This is a genomic window from Saccharopolyspora sp. 6M (genome assembly GCF_020176775.1).
Classification (GTDB): Bacteria; Actinomycetota; Actinomycetes; order Mycobacteriales; family Pseudonocardiaceae; genus Saccharopolyspora_C; species Saccharopolyspora_C gregorii.
On record NZ_JAIUJZ010000140.1, the window covers coordinates 13,927 to 31,279 of the forward strand.

The 17,353-nt window shown below is 73.5% G+C and carries 13 protein-coding genes; 7 read left to right on the forward strand and 6 right to left on the reverse strand.

The window, feature by feature from the left end:
• Window positions 1-8: 8 nt before the first annotated feature.
• Window positions 9-1,388 carry an NAD(P)/FAD-dependent oxidoreductase gene (locus LCD31_RS18730; protein WP_224959842.1) on the reverse strand — a complete coding sequence of 460 codons (1,380 nt, stop codon included), beginning with the start codon at window positions 1,386-1,388 and terminating at the stop codon, window positions 9-11.
• A gap of 143 nt (window positions 1,389-1,531) precedes the next feature.
• Between LCD31_RS18730 and LCD31_RS18735 the strand changes: the two genes are divergently transcribed.
• The 3 genes from LCD31_RS18735 to LCD31_RS18745 all read left to right on the forward strand — a co-directional run bounded on the left by LCD31_RS18735 (window position 1,532) and on the right by LCD31_RS18745 (window position 6,397).
• On the forward strand, window positions 1,532-1,756 hold the full coding sequence (locus tag LCD31_RS18735) for a hypothetical protein (RefSeq protein ID WP_224959843.1): 225 nt from the start codon (window positions 1,532-1,534) through the stop codon (window positions 1,754-1,756).
• Window positions 1,757-2,148: 392 nt separating this feature from the next.
• On the forward strand, window positions 2,149-2,805 hold the full coding sequence (locus LCD31_RS18740; RefSeq protein ID WP_224959844.1) for a response regulator transcription factor: 657 nt from the start codon (window positions 2,149-2,151) through the stop codon (window positions 2,803-2,805).
• Window positions 2,780-6,397 (forward strand): HAMP domain-containing protein, encoded by a 3,618-nt coding sequence (locus LCD31_RS18745; protein WP_374108145.1) that lies wholly within the window; start codon window positions 2,780-2,782, stop codon window positions 6,395-6,397. Before LCD31_RS18740 ends, LCD31_RS18745 begins: the two co-directional genes overlap by 26 nt.
• Here LCD31_RS18745 and LCD31_RS29180 read toward each other — a convergent pair whose 3' ends face one another.
• Entirely contained in the window at window positions 6,398-6,532 is a 135-nt protein-coding gene (locus LCD31_RS29180) for a hypothetical protein (protein WP_255615664.1), read from the reverse strand.
• A gap of 228 nt (window positions 6,533-6,760) precedes the next feature.
• Here LCD31_RS29180 and LCD31_RS18750 point away from each other — a divergent pair, with 228 nt between their 5' ends.
• Entirely contained in the window at window positions 6,761-8,743 is a 1,983-nt protein-coding gene (locus LCD31_RS18750; RefSeq protein WP_224959847.1) for a cellulase family glycosylhydrolase, read from the forward strand.
• 76 nt (window positions 8,744-8,819) lie between these two features.
• Here LCD31_RS18750 and LCD31_RS18755 read toward each other — a convergent pair whose 3' ends face one another.
• Together LCD31_RS18755 and LCD31_RS18760 are read right to left on the reverse strand one after the other, a co-directional pair.
• On the reverse strand, window positions 8,820-9,887 hold the full coding sequence (locus tag LCD31_RS18755; RefSeq protein ID WP_224959848.1) for a tartrate dehydrogenase: 1,068 nt from the start codon (window positions 9,885-9,887) through the stop codon (window positions 8,820-8,822).
• Between the two features lie 68 nt (window positions 9,888-9,955).
• Window positions 9,956-10,891: a LysR family transcriptional regulator gene (locus tag LCD31_RS18760; protein WP_224959849.1), complete on the reverse strand. Its 936-nt coding sequence runs from the start codon at window positions 10,889-10,891 to the stop codon at window positions 9,956-9,958.
• Between the two features lie 81 nt (window positions 10,892-10,972).
• Here LCD31_RS18760 and LCD31_RS18765 point away from each other — a divergent pair, with 81 nt between their 5' ends.
• Window positions 10,973-11,929: a PHP domain-containing protein gene (locus LCD31_RS18765; RefSeq protein WP_224959850.1), complete on the forward strand. Its 957-nt coding sequence runs from the start codon at window positions 10,973-10,975 to the stop codon at window positions 11,927-11,929.
• Between the two features lie 128 nt (window positions 11,930-12,057).
• Here the strand turns inward: LCD31_RS18765 and LCD31_RS18770 are convergent, their stop codons facing one another.
• Window positions 12,058-12,849, reverse strand: coding sequence for a dioxygenase (locus LCD31_RS18770; protein WP_224959851.1), 792 nt, complete (start codon window positions 12,847-12,849; stop codon window positions 12,058-12,060).
• 82 nt (window positions 12,850-12,931) lie between these two features.
• On the opposite strand from LCD31_RS18770, the gene LCD31_RS18775 reads away from it, so the two are divergent.
• Entirely contained in the window at window positions 12,932-13,420 is a 489-nt protein-coding gene (locus tag LCD31_RS18775) for a MarR family winged helix-turn-helix transcriptional regulator (RefSeq protein WP_224959852.1), read from the forward strand.
• Between the two features lie 452 nt (window positions 13,421-13,872).
• Here LCD31_RS18775 and LCD31_RS18780 read toward each other — a convergent pair whose 3' ends face one another.
• On the reverse strand, window positions 13,873-15,753 hold the full coding sequence (locus LCD31_RS18780; RefSeq protein ID WP_374108113.1) for an ABC transporter ATP-binding protein: 1,881 nt from the start codon (window positions 15,751-15,753) through the stop codon (window positions 13,873-13,875).
• A gap of 458 nt (window positions 15,754-16,211) precedes the next feature.
• Between LCD31_RS18780 and LCD31_RS18785 the strand changes: the two genes are divergently transcribed.
• Window positions 16,212-17,048, forward strand: a complete 837-nt coding sequence (locus tag LCD31_RS18785; protein ID WP_224959853.1) for a GPP34 family phosphoprotein — start codon at window positions 16,212-16,214, stop codon at window positions 17,046-17,048.
• Window positions 17,049-17,353: the final 305 nt, after the last annotated feature.

Here is a 17,353-nt window from a genome sequence, read left to right on the forward strand (position 1 = left end):
CCTCCCGCTCAGCCGGTGCCGAGGTCCTCCAGCGCCGCCGAGATGGCCCGGTGGAACGTCGGGTAGGCCCAGATCTGCTGCCGCAGCACCGCCAGCGGCACCTCCGCGTGCACCGCCACCGACAGCGCCCCCAGCACCTCACCGCCGCCGGGGGCCACCGCCGTCGCCCCGACCAGCACGTCCCGGTCCGCGTCGGCCACCACCTTGACCAGACCGTCGTTGCCGGGGCCGTGGATGAAGCCGCGCGGCGTGGCGGGGAGCTGCGCGATGCCGGTGCGCACTCGGAATCCCCGCTCCAGCGCGGCGGATTCGGTGAGCCCGACCATGCCCACCTCCGGATCGGTGAACGTCACCGACGGCACCGCCCGGTAGTCGGCCGCGGGACCACCGGTGCCGAGCAGGTCGGCCGCCGCGATCGGCGCCTGGTGGACGGAGACGTGGGTGAACGCGCCGTGCCCGGTGACGTCACCGATCGCCCACACCCCGTCGGCGGCGCGCAACCGCCCGTCCACCGGGATCGTGCGGGCGTTCTCGTCGAGCCCGACCGCGCCGACGCCGAGCTCCGCCAGGTCGGTGCGCCGCCCGGTCGCCACCAGCAGCCGCCGCACCCGCACCGGCTCGCCCCCGTCGAACTCGACGCGGAACAGGTCCCCGTCGTGCGAGACGCGCCGCACCGCCGTTCCGGTGCGCACGTCGACTCCCTCGGCACGCAGCACCCGCTCCAGCACCGCGGAGGCCTCCGGTTCGGCCGGGCCGAGCACGCGTTGCCCGTTGTCGACGAGGGTGACGGCGCTGCCGAACCGGGCGAAGACCTGGGTGAACTCCAGTCCCACCGGCCCCGCGCCGAGCACCAGCAGCGAATCCGGCGCCTCCCGCGCCGCCACCGCCTCCCGGTTCGTCCAGTAGGGCGTGCCCGCGAGACCCTCCACGGGCGGCACCACCGGCTCGGTGCCCGGGTTGAGCACGATCCCCCGGCGCGCGTGGAAGGTCCGCGGCTGCGCGCCGCCGGTCACCGTCACCTCGCCGGGAGCGGTGATGCGGCCGCGGCCGCGCACCAACCGGCCGCCGGTCTTCTCGAACCGCTGCACCGCGGCCGCGTCGTCCCAGCCGGTCGTGGCCTCGTCCCGGATCCGGTCCGCGACCGGGGTGAAGTCGGGCCGCACCGTCGCGGAACCGGCCAGTTCCGGCACCCGGCGGGCCTCGCCGAGCGCGTCCGCGCCGCGCACCATCATCTTGGTCGGGATGCACGCGTAGTACGGGCACTCGCCGCCGACCAGCCGGGCCTCCACGGCCACCACGTCCAGCCCCGCCGTGGCCAGGCGCCCGGCGACGTCCTCCCCACCGGGCCCCATGCCGATCACGACCACGTCGACCTCTTCGGCTGCCATCCGTCGCTCCTCGTTCGCGTCGTCGTCCCGAGGTCCGGCGTCCCGGTCACCTCTGCCGCCCCCAGCGCACCACTGCCGCGCCGTCGCCGCACGCGCCTCGCCGCTGTCCTGCGACGAGTCGCGAGGGTGGCTACAACGGAACCATGGCCGACACCGACACCACCGAACTCGCACCCGGGCAGAGCGTCCCGCGGGACAACGGCGAACGGCTGGGGCGGTCCGCCGCCGGGCACCTCGTCCAGCTGCGCCGCCGCGTCGCCGAACCCGGCTTCGTCGTCACCACCGCGGCCGAGGACCGCGACGCGGTGCTCACCGCCGAGTGGGCGCACGCCAACGCCGCCTTCGACCGCCTCATGCGGGACGGCTGAGGCCGCGCTGCGCCGTTCGCCGCACCGCCGTGGGCGCCGTTCCGTGACCTGGGCGCAACCCAGGTGGAACAACCGGGGGGTGCACTGGGGTGCACGAACCTTGCCACGGTGCCCTCCAGAGGAGGCGGTGCAGCGATGATGACCTGTGCGAGTTGCCGCGAACCGATCCCGTCCTCCAGCCCGTCCGACGACTTCTGCCGCGAGCAGTGCCAGCTGTCCTGGTACGCCCGCCGCCTCAGCCCGGGGCTGGGCGGCACCGCGGTCGTCCCCGTTTCCCCGCTCGAACTGCGAGATCGACGCCACTCCGCCCCGGGCGCATAACGCCCGCTCGTGCCTATCCTGGTCGGTGCCCTGGTGTCCGCGGTGATCCACGAGGGAGGCCGGCGAGCGAGATGGCGATGCGCGTGTTCGTGGTCGACGACCACGAGGTGATCCGGCGGGGTGTGGCGGCCCTGGTGAAATCCGACCCCGAACTGGAGCTGATCGGCGAGGCGGCGTCCGCGACCGAGGCGCTGGCGCTGGTGCCGCAGCACGACCCGGACGTGGCGGTGCTCGACGTGCGGCTGCCCGACGGCAACGGCGTGGAGCTGTGCCGGGAACTGCGATCGCGGCAGCCGGGCCTGCGGTGCCTGATGCTCACCTCGTTCGACGACCACGAGGCGCTGCTGGACGCGATCCTGGCCGGGGCGTCGGGCTTCGTGCTCAAGGGCGTGGTGAGCGAGGAGCTGCTCAGCGCGCTGCGCACCGTCGGCTCCGGCCGCTCGCTGCTGAGCCCGAAGAAGACCGAGGCGATGCTGTCCTGGCTGCGCCGCGAGCAGGAGCGCGCCGACCCGCTGCGCGAGCTGACCTCGCGGGAGCGGGAGGTGCTGGAGCTCATCGGCGAAGGACTCACCAACCGCGAGATCTCGCAGCGGATGTACCTCGCCGAGAAGACCATCAAGAACTACGTGTCGCAGATGCTGGCGAAGCTGGCGATGCGCCACCGCAGCGAGGCCGCCGTGCTGGCCACCGAGCTGCGGCTGGATCGCGGCGCGCGCGGCAAGGGATGACCCGGTGACCGCCGACCCCGGGCGGGAGCGGCTGCTCGCCGGTCTGCGGGACCTGCGGGACGGCAACTTCCGCCGCAGGCTCGCGGTCGCCGGCCCGGACGCGGAGCTGGCCGCGGCGTTCAACGACCTCGCCGAGCGCAACCAGCGGCTCATCGCCGAACTGCGCCGGGTCACCGGCTCGGCGTCGCGCGGGGAGTGGCCGCGCCCGGCGGCCGCGTTCGGCGGCACCGGCGGCTGGCGGGAGGCCGAACGGGCCGTGGAGGAACTGCTGGACTCGCTGCTGCGGCCCGTCGGCGAGCTCAGCCGCGTCCTCGGCGCCGTCGCCGCCGGGGACCTGTCGCAGCGGATGCCGCGCCGCTCCGGGGAGCGGCTGCCCGGCGGGCTCGGCGACGTCGCCTCCCGGTTCAACGACCTGCTCGACCAGCTGTCGCTGTTCGCCTCCGAGGTGACGCGGGTGGCCCGGGAGGTCGGCAGCGAGGGCAGGCTCGGCGGTCAGGCGCAGGTGCCCGGCGTGGCCGGGACGTGGCGCGGGCTGACCGACTCGGTGAACCTGATGGCCGACAACCTCACCGCGCAGGTCCGCAACATCTCGCAGGTCGCCGCGGCGGTGGCGCGCGGCGACCTCAGCCAGAAGATCGACGTGGACGCGCGCGGCGAGATCCTGGAGCTGAAGAACACGCTGAACACGATGGTGGACCAGCTCTCCGCGTTCGCCGACGAGGTCACCCGCGTCTCCCGGGAGGTCGGTACCGAGGGCAAGCTCGGCGGGCAGGCGCGGGTGCCGGGCGTCGGCGGCACCTGGAAGGACCTCACCGACAACGTCAACCTGATGGCCGACAACCTCACCGCGCAGGTCCGCAACATCGCCGCCGTCGCCTCCGCGGTCGCGGGCGGCGACCTGTCCAAGAAGATCACCGTGGAGACCAAGGGCGAGGTCGCCGCGCTGGCCGCGACGATCAACGGCATGGTGGAGACCCTCGGTTCCTTCGCCGAGCAGGTCACCCTGGTGGCCCGCGAGGTCGGCACCGAAGGCATCCTCGGCGGGCAGGCGCGGGTGCCGGGCGTCGCCGGGACGTGGAAGGACCTCACCGACAACGTCAACCTGATGGCCCGCAACCTGACCAACCAGGTGCGCAACATCGCCCAGGTCACCACCGCCGTCGCCGGGGGAGACCTGTCCAAGAAGATCGACGTGGACGCGCAGGGCGAGATCCTGGAGCTCAAGACCACGATCAACACGATGGTGGATCAGCTGTCCGGGTTCGCCTCCGAGGTGACGCGGGTGGCCCGCGAGGTCGGCACCGAGGGCAAGCTCGGCGGCCAGGCGGAGGTCGCCGACGTCTCCGGCACCTGGCGGCGGCTCACCGAGAGCGTGAACCGGCTCGCCGGGAACCTCACCACCCAGGTCCGGGCCATCGCCGGGGTCGCCAACGCCGTCACCAGCGGTGACCTCACCCGGCAGATCACCGTGGAGGCCAGCGGCGAGGTCGCCGAGCTCAAGGACGACATCAACGCGATGATCTCGAACCTGGCCGAGACCACCCGCACCAACGAGGAGCAGGACTGGCTCAAGACCCACCTCACCCGGCTGTCCGGCCTGATGCGCGGCCGCGCCGAGCTGCACTCCCTCGCCTCGCTGATCATGACCGAGCTGGTGCCGCTGGTCTCCGCGCAGTACGGCGCGTTCTACCTGGCGCTGCCCGGTTCGGACGGTGCGCCGGAGCTGACCCGCACCGCCGCCTACGGGCTCCCGCACGCGGGCACCCCGGAGCGCTTCGAGCTGGGGCAGTCGCTGGTCGGGCAGGCCGCCGCGGACCGCACCACGATCCTGGTGCGCGAAACCCCGCCGGAGTACCTGCGGATCAGCTCCGGGCTGGGCGCGGCGAAACCGGTCGGCGTGGTCGTGGTGCCGGTGCTGTTCGAGGACGAGGTGCTGGCCGTGCTGGAACTGGCCTCGGTGCACGAGTTCAGCGCGCTGCACCTGGACCTGCTGCAACGGCTGCAGGAGACCATCGGGGTGGAGGTCAACACGATCCTCGCCAACACCCGCACCGAGGAACTGCTGGCCGAATCGCAGCGCCTCGCCCGCGAGCTGCGGGCCCGGTCCGAGCAGCTGGAGCAGCAGCAGAACGAGCTGCAGCGCTCCAACTCGGAACTCGCCGAGAAGGCCGAGCAGCTGGCCGCCCGCAACCGGGACATCGAGATCAAGAACAGCGAGATCGAGCAGGCCCGCCAGCAGCTGGAGGAACGCGCGGGCGAGCTCTCCCAGGCCTCGGCGTACAAGTCGGAGTTCCTGGCGAACATGTCGCACGAGCTGCGCACCCCGCTGAACAGCTCGCTGCTCCTGGCGAAGCTGCTCGCCGACAACGTCGACGGCAACCTCACCTCGCAGCAGGTGGACCTGGCCCGCACCATCCACGCCGCGGGCAGCGACCTGCTGGCGTTGATCAACGACGTGCTGGATCTGTCCAAAGTGGAGGCGGGGCGGATGACGGTGCTGCCGGAGGACGTGCCGACCGCCGAACTGGTCCGGCACCTGGACGCCCAGTACCGGCCGGTCGCCGAGGACAAGGGGCTCGAATTCACCGCCGTGGCGGGGGATTCGGTGCCCGCGACGATCCGCACCGACCAGAGCAGGCTGGAGCAGATCCTGCGCAACCTGCTGTCGAACGCGGTGAAGTTCACCGAACGCGGCTCGGTGCGGTTGCGCATCGACCGGGACCGCGGCTCCGGGCAGGTCGCGTTCTCGGTCGCGGACACCGGGATCGGGGTGCCCGCGGGCAAGCTCGGCCGGATCTTCGAGGCGTTCCAGCAGGGCGACGGGACGATCGTGCGCGAGTTCGGCGGCACCGGGCTGGGCCTGTCGATCAGCCGGGAGCTGACCGCGCTGCTCGGCGGGCGGCTCGCCGTGGACAGCGAACCGGGCCGCGGCAGCACGTTCACCCTGCTGCTGCCGCCGGAAGGCCCCGATGCCGAGCCGGACGCCGAGGACGACCCCGCGCCTCCGGCGGCGATCGCCGGGCTCACCGCCCCGCCGGTGGCCGAGCTCGCCCCGAGCAGCGCGGAGGTGCACTTCGACGTGGCCGCCGAAGGCATCGATCCACCGCTGCTGGACTGGGAATCCACCGCCTCGTTCGGCGAGCTCACCGGCGCGGAACCCGGCGAGGGGCGCGACGCGGTGCCGCGGTTCACCGGCCAGCGGGTGCTGGTGGTCGACGACGACCCGCGCAGCGTCTACGCGCTCACCGCCCTGCTGGAGCAGCGCGGCCTGCGGGTGGTGCACGCGGACAACGGGATCGCCGGGCTCGGTGCGCTGCAGGAGAACGAGGACGTGGCGATCGTGCTGATGGACGTGATGATGCCGGAGCTCGACGGGGATTCCACGATCCGAACCATCCGGCGGATCCCGCGGCACCGGGGCCTGCCGATCATCGCGGTGACGGCGAAGGCGATGCCGGGGGACCGGGAGCGCAGCCTCGAAGCCGGGGCGACCGAGTGCGTGACGAAACCGGTGGACGCGGAGCGGTTGCTGCGGCTGCTGGCCGAGCAGCTCGGGCTCGACCCGGGACCGGGGCCCGGCCCGGGAGCCTGATCAGCGCTCGTCGTCGGTGGTGGGGAGCTCGGCGAGCTGTTCGCGCAGCCGCTGCGCCCAGACGAGGTCGCGGGCGAAGGTCGCGTCGAAGTGGTCGACGCCGTGCTGGTGCCGAGGTTCCGGTCCGGTGCTCATGGTGGGTCCAGCGGTTCGGGATTCCGGGGGTCGGGGATTCCGGCCCCGCTCGGGGGACTGACGAGGCCGGAAACGTCCAGCGTAGGCGCCGTGGTCCCGGTACCGGGAACCGGGGTCGCGGGTGCTCGCGGGCGCGGGTCGGTGCGCATTGCGCCGAACGAATGAAAGATGAACGCTGTTCACGTTTCATGGTTGTGGGTGGACCGCCCGGTTCGTAGCTTGTGGCGCATGATCCGCTCGCTCGGCGCCGCCTGCGCGCTGTCGCTGGTCGCGTTCCCGCTCCCGCTCGCGCACGCCGCACCGCCGCCCGCCGAGGTCGCCCGCGCCGCAGCACTCGACGTACCCCGCGCCGATGCACTCGCCGACGTCCCCGGCGCCGCAGCGCCCGCGGACGTCCCCGGCGCCGCAGCGCCCGCGGACGTCCCCGGCGCCGCAGCGCCCGCGGACCTGCCCGGCGCCGCGGCGCCCGCCGACGCCGCCGCCCGCACCCTCACCCTCGTGCCGTCCGCGAAGGGAGCGTCCTACCGCGACGGGCACGGCCGGGAGGTCGTGCTGCGCGGCTTCAACATCTCCGGCGAGGTCAAGCTCGCCGAGAACAGCAACCTGCCCTTCGCCGACACCGCGGACGCCCGCGAATCGGCCACCGCGCTGCGCGAGAGCACCGGCGCCAACGCCGTCCGCTTCCTGCTGTCCTGGGAACGGGTGCAGCCCGTCCCGGGCCGCATCGACCACGACTACCTGCGCCAGGTCACCGAGCAGATCGCCGCGTTCGCCGACGCCGGGTTCTGGGTGCTGCCCGACTACCACCAGGACCTCTACTCCCGGCACCTGTTCCGCCCGGACAGCTGGTACACCGGCGACGGCGCACCGGACTGGGTCGTCGACGGCGGCGACTACCCGCCGGAGAGCTGCGGGATCTGCGTCCACTGGGGGCAGAACATGATGAACAACCAGGCGGTGAAGCAGGCCAAGGCCGACTTCTGGCACGACCGCCGCATCCCCACGGAAGCAGGCCCGGTCGGTGTGCGGGAGGCGTTCCTGGACCAGGCCGAGATCACGCTGCGCCACCTGGCCACTCACCTCACCCCGGCCCAGTTCCAGCGCGTCCTCGGCTTCGACCCGATGAACGAGCCGCACGCCGGGGAACTCGACGACGGCCAGGACGCCGCCGAATGGGAACGCGACCTGCTGTGGCCGTTCTTCGAGGAGTTCCGGGCCGCGATGGACCGCGCCGGCTGGCAGGACAAACCCGCCTACGTCGAACCCGCGCTGTTCTGGAACAACAACGTGCCGTTCGTGCGGGAGCCCGGCGGGTTCACCGAGCTCGACGCGCTCGGCACCCGGTACGTGTTCAACGCGCACTTCTACCACGCCCTCGCCCAATCCGGGCTGTACGGGAAGGCCCGGGACGGGGAGAACTCCGCGGACTTCGCCGAGATCCGGGACCGCGCCGCCGACCTCGGCACCACCGGGTTCGTCTCCGAGTTCGGGCATCCGCTCGGCGGGAACACCGCCGAGAAGTTCCCGACCGTCCTCAAAGGCCTCTACCAGGGCATGGACTCCCGGCTGCCCGGCGCCGACTGGTGGCAGCGGCCCGCCGAATCCGGGCCGGTGCTCTCCGGAACCCAGTGGCAGTGGGACGTCTACCACGACAGGCACCACGAGGAGATGAACGGGAACCCGGAGAAGGTGCGGACCGACGCCGACGGGTGGAACGGCGAGGACTTCTCCGTCGTGCACCGCGACGACACCGGCACCCTCGGGCTGCGCGCCGACCCCCGGGTGCTGGACCGGCTGTACCCGCGGGCGGTGGACGGCAGCACGCTCGCGTTCAGCTACGAGGACCGCTCCCGCGACGGGGACACCACCCTCACCTGGAACCGGATCCCCGCCGCACTGCCCGCGCTGCGCGAGGTCGTCGGCGACGGGCAGTCCCCCGCGCTCGTGTGGCGGGACGGGCCGGGGACCGCGCCGACCGAGCTGCACCTGCCCGCGACCTTCGGCGAGCGCGCCACCACCGTGCTCTCCGACCTCGACGCGGACGCCGTTCGCCGCACCGAAGACTCCCGGCTGCTGCTGTCGGCGCCCGACGACCCGGGCGCGGTGCACGTCGCGCTCATCGCCAACGGCCCCGGCGCTCCCGCCCCCGACCGGCTCGCCGCGGCGCGGGCGGAACTCACCGGCTGGCTCCAGCACAACTTCCCCGGCTGAGCCGCGCGCCCGGCCGCGGACCCGCGTGCCGCGTACGCGCGAGCCGCGCACCCGCGAGGTGCGCGGCCCGCCGCGGTCACGCCGCGCCGATCTCCGCGGCGATCGCCTTCCCGAGGTCCGCGGTGCTCGCCGACCCACCCAGGTCCGGAGTGCGCACCGCGCCCGCCGCCAGCACCGACTCGATCGCCCGCACCACGTCCGCGGCGGCGTCCTGCTCGCCGAGGTGGTCCAGCATCATCGCCGCCGACCAGATCTGCCCGATCGGATTCGCCACCCCGCGCCCCGCGATGTCCGGCGCCGAACCGTGCACCGGCTCGAACGTCGACGGGAACCGCCGCTCCGGGTTGATGTTCCCCGACGGCGCCACGCCGATCGTGCCGGTCACCCCCGGCCCCAGGTCGGAGAGGATGTCGCCGAACAGGTTGCTCGCCACCACCACGTCGAACCGCTCCGGCGACATCACGAACCGGGCGCACAGGATGTCGATGTGGTCCTGGTCCACCGCGACCTGCGGGTGCTCCGCCGCGATCGCCCGGAACCGCTCGTCCCAGTACGGCATCGAGTGGTAGATCCCGTTCGACTTCGTCCCCGACGTGACGTGCGGTTTCCCGATCCGCTCGGCGAACTCGAAGGCGTAGCGCAGGATCCGGTCGGTGCCGTGCCGGGTGAACACCGCCGTCTGCAGCACCATCTCCGCCGGGGTGCCCTCGCCCTGGCGCCCGCCGAGCCGTGAGTACTCGCCCTCGGTGTTCTCCCGCACCACCCAGAAGTCGATGTCGCCCGGCGCCTTGTCCCGAACCGGCGGCGTCACCCCCGGCAACAGCCGCACCGGCCGCAGGTTCACGTACTGGTCGAACTCCCGGCGGATCGGCAGCAGCAGGCCCCACAGCGACACGTGGTCCGGCACGCCCGGGTAGCCGACCGCGCCGAGCAGGATCGAATCGTGGTCGCGCAGCCGGTCGATGCCGTCCGCCGGCATCATCCGGCCCGTCTCCCGGTAGGTCTCGCAACTCCAGTCGAAGTGCCGGTAGCGGAACTCGGTGCCGTACTCGGCGCGCACCGCGTCGAGCACGCGCAGCGCCTCCGGCATCACCTCGGTACCGATGCCGTCACCCGGCAGGACCGCGATCTCGTAGCTGGACATGCCGCCATCCAACGCGGATCTCGCGGCGGCGTCCAAGACCGGCTGCGCATCCGCTTGATAGGCGGTGCCTATCTCCCCAGTTCGTCTCGTCCCGGCGCCGGTTCCTCGCTCGCCGGCCCGAGCTCCTCCCTGGCCAGCGCCAGGTCCAGGAAGCGCTGCGCGGCCGGGGTGAGCGGGGCCGGGCGGTGGATCAGCGAGATCCGCAGCTCCGCCACCGGCTCCAGGTCCAGGACGCGGGCGCCCGCGGCCCGCGCGAACTCCGCCCACCCCGCGGTGAGCACGGCGATGCCCGTCCCGGCCAGCACCAGCGGCAGGATCGCCTCCCGGTGCGCGGTCTCCACCACGATCCGCAGGTCCACGCCCTGCGCGATGATCTCGTCCACCACGTGCCGCATCCGGTTCCCCTCCGGCGAGGTGATCACCCGCTGCCCCGCCAGGTCCGCGCGGCGCAGCACCGCGCGATCCGCCTCCCACGGCCCGCCGGGCGCGGTGACCACCACGAACCGCTGCCGCTCCACCAGGCGGGAACGCAGTCCCGGCAGCGCGAAGTCCTCCGCCGCCCCGATCAGCCCCAGCTCGCTGCGGCCACCGCGCACCAGGTCGGCGGCGTCCGACGGGGTGAACGCGGGCTGCACCGACACCAGCACGTCCGGGCACTCCGCGTGGAACCGGCCGATCATCGCGGTCAGCGGCTGCACCCACTGCGACGGCAGCACCGCCAGCTGCACCCGACCGGACCGCAGGCCCTGCACCGATTCGACGCTCGCCCGCGTCGTGTCCAGGTCGCGCAGCACTTGGCGCGCCGGTTCGAGCATCGCGCGGCCCGCCTCGGTGAGCACCGCCCGCCTGCCCAGCCGGTGGAACAGCGCCACGCCCACGTCCCGCTCCAGCGTCCGCACCGCCTGCGACAGCGAGGGCTGCGCGACGTGCAGGCGCTCCGCGGCCCGGTGGAACCCGCCCTCGTCGACGATCGTGACGAAGTACTCCAGCTGCCGCGCGTCCACCGTGCCTCCCGTTCCCGTCCTGACCCGTGCGCATCCTCCCTCCGCAGTGCGCCCGCGGCGAGGACCGGCTACCAACGGGGGATGGACCCCGGTACCGCGCTGCGGGAGATCGCGTTCCTGCTGGAACGCGCGGACGAACCCGCGTTCCGGGTGCGCGCGTTCCGCCGCGCCGCCGACGTCGTCGCCCAGCACGACGACCTCGAACGACGCGCCGCCGACGGCCGGTTGACCGAACTGCCCGGCATCGGCCGCACCACCGCGGGCGTCATCGAGCAGGCGGTGCGCGACCGCACCCCGGACTACCTGGCGCGGCTGCGTTCCGCCGCGCCCGAACCGGAGGAGGGCCGCGAGCTGCGGGCCCGGGTGCGCGGCGACTGCCACACCCACTCCGACTGGTCCGACGGCGGCAGCCCCGTCGCCGAGATGGCCCGCACCGCGCGGGACCTCGGCCACGAGTGGATCGCGCTCACCGACCACTCGCCGCGGCTGACCGTCGCGCGCGGGCTGAGCGCCGAACGGCTGCGTGCCCAGCTGGAGCTGGTGGCCGAGCTGAACGCCGAACTCGCCCCGTTCCGCATCCGCCCCGGCATCGAGGTCGACATCCTCGACGACGGTGGCCTGGACCAGGACCCCGGGCTGCTCGCCGAACTGGACGTGGTGGTGGCGAGCGTGCACTCCAAGCTGCGGATGCCGCGCCGCGAGATGACCCGCCGGTTGTGCGCGGCGGTGGCGAACCCGCAGGTCGACGTGCTGGGGCACTGCACCGGCCGGTTGCGCTCGAAGCGGCCGCCATCGGAGTTCGACCCGGACGAGGTGTTCCGCGCCTGCCGCGACCACGGCGTCGCCGTCGAGATCAATTCGCGGCCGGAGCGGCTGGATCCGCCGATGGAGTTGCTCGGGCGGGCCTTCGAGCTGGGCTGCCAGTTCGCGATCGACTCCGACGCGCACGCTCCGGGCCAGCTCGACTGGCAGATCCACGGGTGCGCCCGCGCCGAGCGCTGCGGCATCCCGGTGGAACGGATCGTCAACGCGGGCTGAGGTCGTGCCGAGGCGCTCGTCGGGCGTTCTCTCCCGGCGTGCTCGGCAGATGCTCGCCGCGGACCGGCCCGGCCTCGCTGCGGACCGGCCCGGCCTCGCCGAGGACCGTCCGATCTCGCCGCGGGCGGTCAGGCCACTTGGAACGAGCGCTTGGCCAGGCCCATCCAGTAGCCGTCGATGAGCTGTTCCGGCGGCGCCTCCGGGTCGGTCGCGGCACCGAGGGTGACGAACAACGGCGCGAAGTGCTCGGCCGTCGGGTGCGCGTACGGCATCCCGGGGGCGTGGTCGGCGTAGGCGGCCAGCTCGTCCACGGCGCCGCGGGTCAGCGCCTCCCCGGCCCACAGGTCGAACTCCTGCGACCAGGTGGGCGCGGCGGCGCGCGGGCTCGGGTCGGTGAGGAACGGCAGCCCGTGCGTGGTGAACCCGGAGCCGATGATCAGCACGCCGTCGTCGCGCAACGGCCGGAGCCTGCGCCCGATCTCCAGCAGCCGGGTCGGGTCCAAGGTGGGCAGCGACATCTGCAGTACCGGGACGTCGGCGTCCGGGTACATCACGGTCAGCGGGACGTACGCCCCGTGGTCGAGCCCGCGTCGTGGCAGGTGCGCGACCGGTTCGGCGTCCGGCATCAGCGCGGCGACCTGCGCGGCGAGCTCCGGGGCGCCCGGGCTGCGGTACTCGGTGCGGTAGTAGCGCTCGGCGAAGCCGGTGAAGTCGTAGGTCAGCGGCGCCCCGGTGTCGGTGGCACCGAGCATCAGCGGCGCGGACTCCCAGTGCGCGGAGATCACCAGGATGGCGCGCGGGCGCGGCAGGGCGGCGCTCCACCCGGCCAGCTGGCCGGTCCACAGCTCGTCGTCGACCAGCGGTGGCGCTCCGTGGCTGAGGTAGAGGGCAGGCATCGGCCCGGGGTGCGGTGCGGTCATCGCCGACTCCTTTGATTGAAGCTTCAAATATTAGGATAGGCAAAGCCGCAGGTCGACTCAACCGGTCTGACAGACTGGTCCGGTGGACGAGCCGCGCTGGTTGACCGACGAAGAGCAGAAGGCATGGCGCCAGCTCGCGATGCTCATGACCCTGCTGCCGCCCGCGCTCGACTCCCAGCTGCAGCGCGACTCCGGCGTCACGCACTTCGGCTACTGGGTGATGGCGATGCTCTCCGAGCGCCCCGACCGGTCGCTGCGGATGAGCGACCTCGCCGCCCGAGCCAGCGCCTCGCCGTCCCGCGTCTCGCACGTGGTGGCCCGGCTGGAGAAGAACGGCTGGGTGCGCCGCGCCCGCTCGGACCGCGACGGCCGCAGCAACCTCGCCGAGCTCACCGACGCCGGGTACCGCAAGGTCGTCGAAGCCGCGCCCGGCCACGTCGAGCGAGTCCGCGACCTCGTGCTCGACGCGCTCACCGGACCGCAGGTCCAGCAGCTGGGGGAGATCTGCGGCGCGATGCTCCGCCGCATCGACCCGGACGGCTACAAGGGCACCCGCCCCCTCACCGACTGACCGCGGAGAGGCTGCGCCCGAAAGACGCCGGAGCCTGCCGGGACAAGATCGAAAATGCGTGGGTTCGGCTTGGAGGGCCGCAGGTTCTCGTGTGCGAGCACCCCGTGGTGGAGCTCGTTTCGCGTCGGCCATCCGTTGTAGGAGCCGGTGGCCGGGGTGGATGACTCGAACGCGCTTCGGGTTCGGGGCCGGTCGTGGACTGGGAGTGATGCGCCCGCGGAGGCGTCGTCGTCCGGCGCGTCGGCCGCGGGGGGGGGGGGGGGGGGGGGGGGGGGGGGGGGGGGGGGGCGGGCCGGGCGGGGGGGGGGGGCGGGGGGGGGCGGGCCCGGGGGGCGCGGGGGCGGCGGGGCCCCGCGCGCGGCTCGCGGGGCCGGGCGCGCGCCGGCGGGCGGGCCGCGGGCCCCGGCGCGCGGCCCGCGCCCCCCCCCCCCCCCCCCCACGCCCCTGGTGGATCAGGTGGTCGAGACGGCCTCCGCAGAATCGGCGAACTGGGTGCGGTGCAGCTCCGCGTAGAGGCCGTCGCGGGCGAGCAGATCGGCGTGGGTGCCCTGCTCGGCGATGCGGCCACCGGAGATCACCAGGATCCGGTCCGCCTCGCGGATCGTGGACAGCCGGTGCGCGATCACCAGCGCGGTCCGCCCGGCCAACGCCGTGGACAGGGCCCGCTGCACCGCCGCCTCCGATTCCGAATCCAGGTGCGCGGTGGCCTCGTCCAGCACGACCACCGGCGGTGCCTTCAGCAGCAACCGCGCGATCGCCAACCGCTGCTTCTCCCCGCCGGAGAGCCGGTAGCCGCGGTCGCCGACCACCGTGTCCAGCCCGTCCGGCAGGTCGGCCACCAGGTCCTGCAGCTGCGCGGTGCGCAGCGCGGCCAGCAGGTCGGCGTCGGACGCCCCGGGCCGCGCGTAGGCCAGGTTCGCGCGGATCGTGTCGTGGAACAGGTGCGCGTCCTGGGTGACCACGCCGACCGTCGAGTACAGCGAACGCAGCGCCACGTCCCGCACGTCGTGCCCGCCGACCCGGACGCTGCCCGCGTCCACGTCGTAGAGCCGTCCCGCGAGGTGCGTGATCGTCGTCTTGCCCGCGCCGGAATGCCCCACCAGCGCGATGGTCTGACCCGGCTCGGCGCGGAAGCTGATGTCGTGCAGCACCTCGTGCGCCGGGGCGCTCTCCGGGCGCGCCACCGACTCCAGCGAGGCCAGCGACACCTCCGCGGAGGCCGGGTAGCGGAACGACACCCCGTCGAACTCGACGGCCGCCGGCTCGGTCCGGGAGTCGAGCACCACCGCGTCCGGCTTCTCCTCGACCATCGGCCGCAGGTCCAGCACCTCGAAGACCCGGTCGAAGCTGACCAGCGCCGTCATCACGTCCACGTGCACGTTGGACAGCGCGGTCAGCGGGCCGTAGAGCCTGCTCAGCAGCGTCGCCAGCGCCACCAGCGTGCCCAGCTCGAACGCCCCGGAGATCACCAGCCCGCCGCCGAGGCCGTACACCACGGCCGTGGCCAGCGAGGCCAGCAGGGTCAGCGCCACGAAGAACACCCGGCTGTACATCGCCGAGACCACGCCCAGGTCGCGGACCCGCGCCGCCCGGGAGGAGAACATCCCGGCCTCCTCGTCGGCCCGGCCGTAGAGCTTCGCCAGCATCGCGCCGCCGACGCCGAAGCGCTCCGTCATCAGCGAGCTCAGCTCGGCGTCGGTCTTCATCTGCTCGCGGGTGATCCGCTGCAACCGGCGGCCGACCCAGCGCACCGGCAGCAGGAACAGCGGCAGCAGCGCCAGCGCGATCAGCGTGATCTGCCAGGACAGCGTGAACATCGTCGCCAGCACCAGCACGAGGCTCAGCACGTTCGACACCACCGAGGACAGGGTGCTGGTCAGCGCGCGCTGGGCGCCGATCACGTCGGTGTTGAGCCTGCTGACCAGCGACCCGGTCTGCGCCCGCACGAAGAACGCGACCGGCATCCGCTGCACGTGGTCGAACACCTCGGAGCGCAGGTCGTAGATGAGGCCTTCGCCGAGCTTCGCGGAGTACCAGCGCTGCAGCAGCGACATCCCGGCCTCCAGCACCGCGACCAGGGCGACGGCCAGCGCCAGCCACAGCACCACGCCCGGGTTTCGCGGCAGGATGCCGTGGTCGATGATCGCCTTGAACAGCAGCGGGGTCACCACGCCGAGCACGGCGGCCGCGGCGACCAGCACCAGGAACGGGACGATGTCGCGCAGGTACGGGCGGGCGTAGCGCGCGATCCGCCTGGCGAGCCCGGGCGCCAGGCGCTGCCTGGTCACCGAGTCGTCGCTGGCGAAGGAGCGCATCGTCTCCCAGCTGGTCATGTGGTGGTTCCTCTCGGTGTGGCGGCTCCGCCGGCCGGTTCGGGTCGGTCGCGGAGCCGGTGCGGTGCGCGGCCGGTGCGGGCGGCGTCCTGGGACGGGACCGCGGTTCGGACCGGGCGCGGGGGCGTTCGTGGTGGGTCGGCGCCGATCGTGCTAGTTCGCGTTAACTCGAAGTCAAACGCCGGGGAGCGGCCGGGTGTTCCGGGCGTCCCGCCGCCGGTGCCGCGAGCGCCCGCTTTCGAAGGGGAAGTCGTTCCGCGTCAAGGGGTTTCCGACGCCGGACCACTGATGACCACTCGAACGAGCGAAGTCGGGTCGGCTTGATCACAGCGAACATCGCGCTTCTGGAGGATCTTGGCCCGCACCGGGAACGATTACGCTGTGTCCCGGGTTGGAAACGCTGCGGAGTCATCGTCGCGAGGGCGTTTCCCGGGGGAAACCGAGTCACTGGGGTGTTCATGCCGATCCACGAGGGCGCGGTGAACGGCGGCCGGTCGCGCCGGCTGCCGCGAGCCGTCCTGACCACGTCACAGGACCTGCCGGACGAGGAGGGCCCGGACGCCCGGGCGCCGGATCCGCGCGCGGAACGCGCGTCCCGGGAACGGGCCACCCGCACCGGCCGCATCCCGCTGCGGCTGGCCGACCGCTACTTCCTGGTGGCGCACACCGGCACCGACCGGCTCGCCGCGCGGGTGGACCCCAAGCTGGTCGCGCTCGGTTGCGCGGGCGGCCTGCTCGCCGAACTGCTGCTGGAGGACGAGATCGGCGTGCTGCCCACCGTCCGCCCGGCGGGCAAGGGCATGCCGCCGGACTTCCTGTCCTGGTCGGTGCTGCGCGAGATCCGCTCCGAGCCGCAGCACTCGGTGCGCACCTGGATCCAGTACCTGTCCGGCACGGCGACCGAGAAGGTCCGCGCCCGGCTCACCATCATCGACGTGGTCCGCGAGGTCCCGGTCACCGGCGGGTGGCGCGCCGGGCCCGCGGTCGCCTGGCGCCCGGTCCGGCTCGACCAGCGCGCCCCGGCGGAGGCGGTGGTGGACACCTTCACGCACGAGGAATCCGCCGCGATCCGCTCCGGGATGATCACCGTCCCGGACGCCCAGGCCGAGGTCGCGCTGGCCCTGCTGGTCACCGGCACCGGCGTCACCGGCCGGCTCGGCCTGCCCCGCCCCGTGCAGCGCCGCGCGGAGCAGCGGGCCGAGCAGTGGCTGCCCCGGCTGCCCGCGGGCCTGCGCACGATCGTCGCGGAGGTGACCGCCGCCCGCGAGCAGTGGGCCATGACCCCGCGGAGATGAACGCGGTGCCCCGGGAAGCGGATCCGCGGCCCGGCGCACCGACCCCGACAGCGGGACCGCGGAACTCCGCACCGGCACCCGCACCGAGGCGGGGGAGCACCCGCACGGCGGCAACGAGTTCCCCGCCGCGCCGGGGAAGGCCTGCACCGCTGCAGGCGAGTTCCCGGCCGCGGCAGCCGAGTTCCGCACCGCAGCGGCGCCGGCACCACGTCCGAACACCGGTCGTCCGCGGTGCGGTGCTTCTCGACCGCTCGCCTGCTCACCCGGAGCTCGTCGGCGATCTCCTGGTTGGTGCGGCCCAGCGC

Bases quoted from the DNA above. Each gene is read 5' to 3' on its own strand.
- LCD31_RS18730 (WP_224959842.1), bottom strand. From the start codon at position 1,388: ATGGCAGCCGAAGAGGTCGACGTGGTCGTGATCGGCATGGGGCCCGGT.
- LCD31_RS18735 (WP_224959843.1), top strand. From the start codon at position 1,532: ATGGCCGACACCGACACCACCGAACTCGCACCCGGGCAGAGCGTCCCG.
- LCD31_RS18740 (WP_224959844.1), top strand. From the start codon at position 2,149: ATGGCGATGCGCGTGTTCGTGGTCGACGACCACGAGGTGATCCGGCGG.
- LCD31_RS29180 (WP_255615664.1), bottom strand. From the start codon at position 6,532: ATGAGCACCGGACCGGAACCTCGGCACCAGCACGGCGTCGACCACTTC.
- LCD31_RS18750 (WP_224959847.1), top strand. From the start codon at position 6,761: ATGATCCGCTCGCTCGGCGCCGCCTGCGCGCTGTCGCTGGTCGCGTTC.
- LCD31_RS18755 (WP_224959848.1), bottom strand. From the start codon at position 9,887: ATGTCCAGCTACGAGATCGCGGTCCTGCCGGGTGACGGCATCGGTACC.
- LCD31_RS18765 (WP_224959850.1), top strand. From the start codon at position 10,973: ATGGACCCCGGTACCGCGCTGCGGGAGATCGCGTTCCTGCTGGAACGC.
- LCD31_RS18770 (WP_224959851.1), bottom strand. From the start codon at position 12,849: ATGACCGCACCGCACCCCGGGCCGATGCCTGCCCTCTACCTCAGCCAC.
- LCD31_RS18780 (WP_374108113.1), bottom strand. From the start codon at position 15,753: ATGACCAGCTGGGAGACGATGCGCTCCTTCGCCAGCGACGACTCGGTG.
- LCD31_RS18785 (WP_224959853.1), top strand. From the start codon at position 16,212: ATGCCGATCCACGAGGGCGCGGTGAACGGCGGCCGGTCGCGCCGGCTG.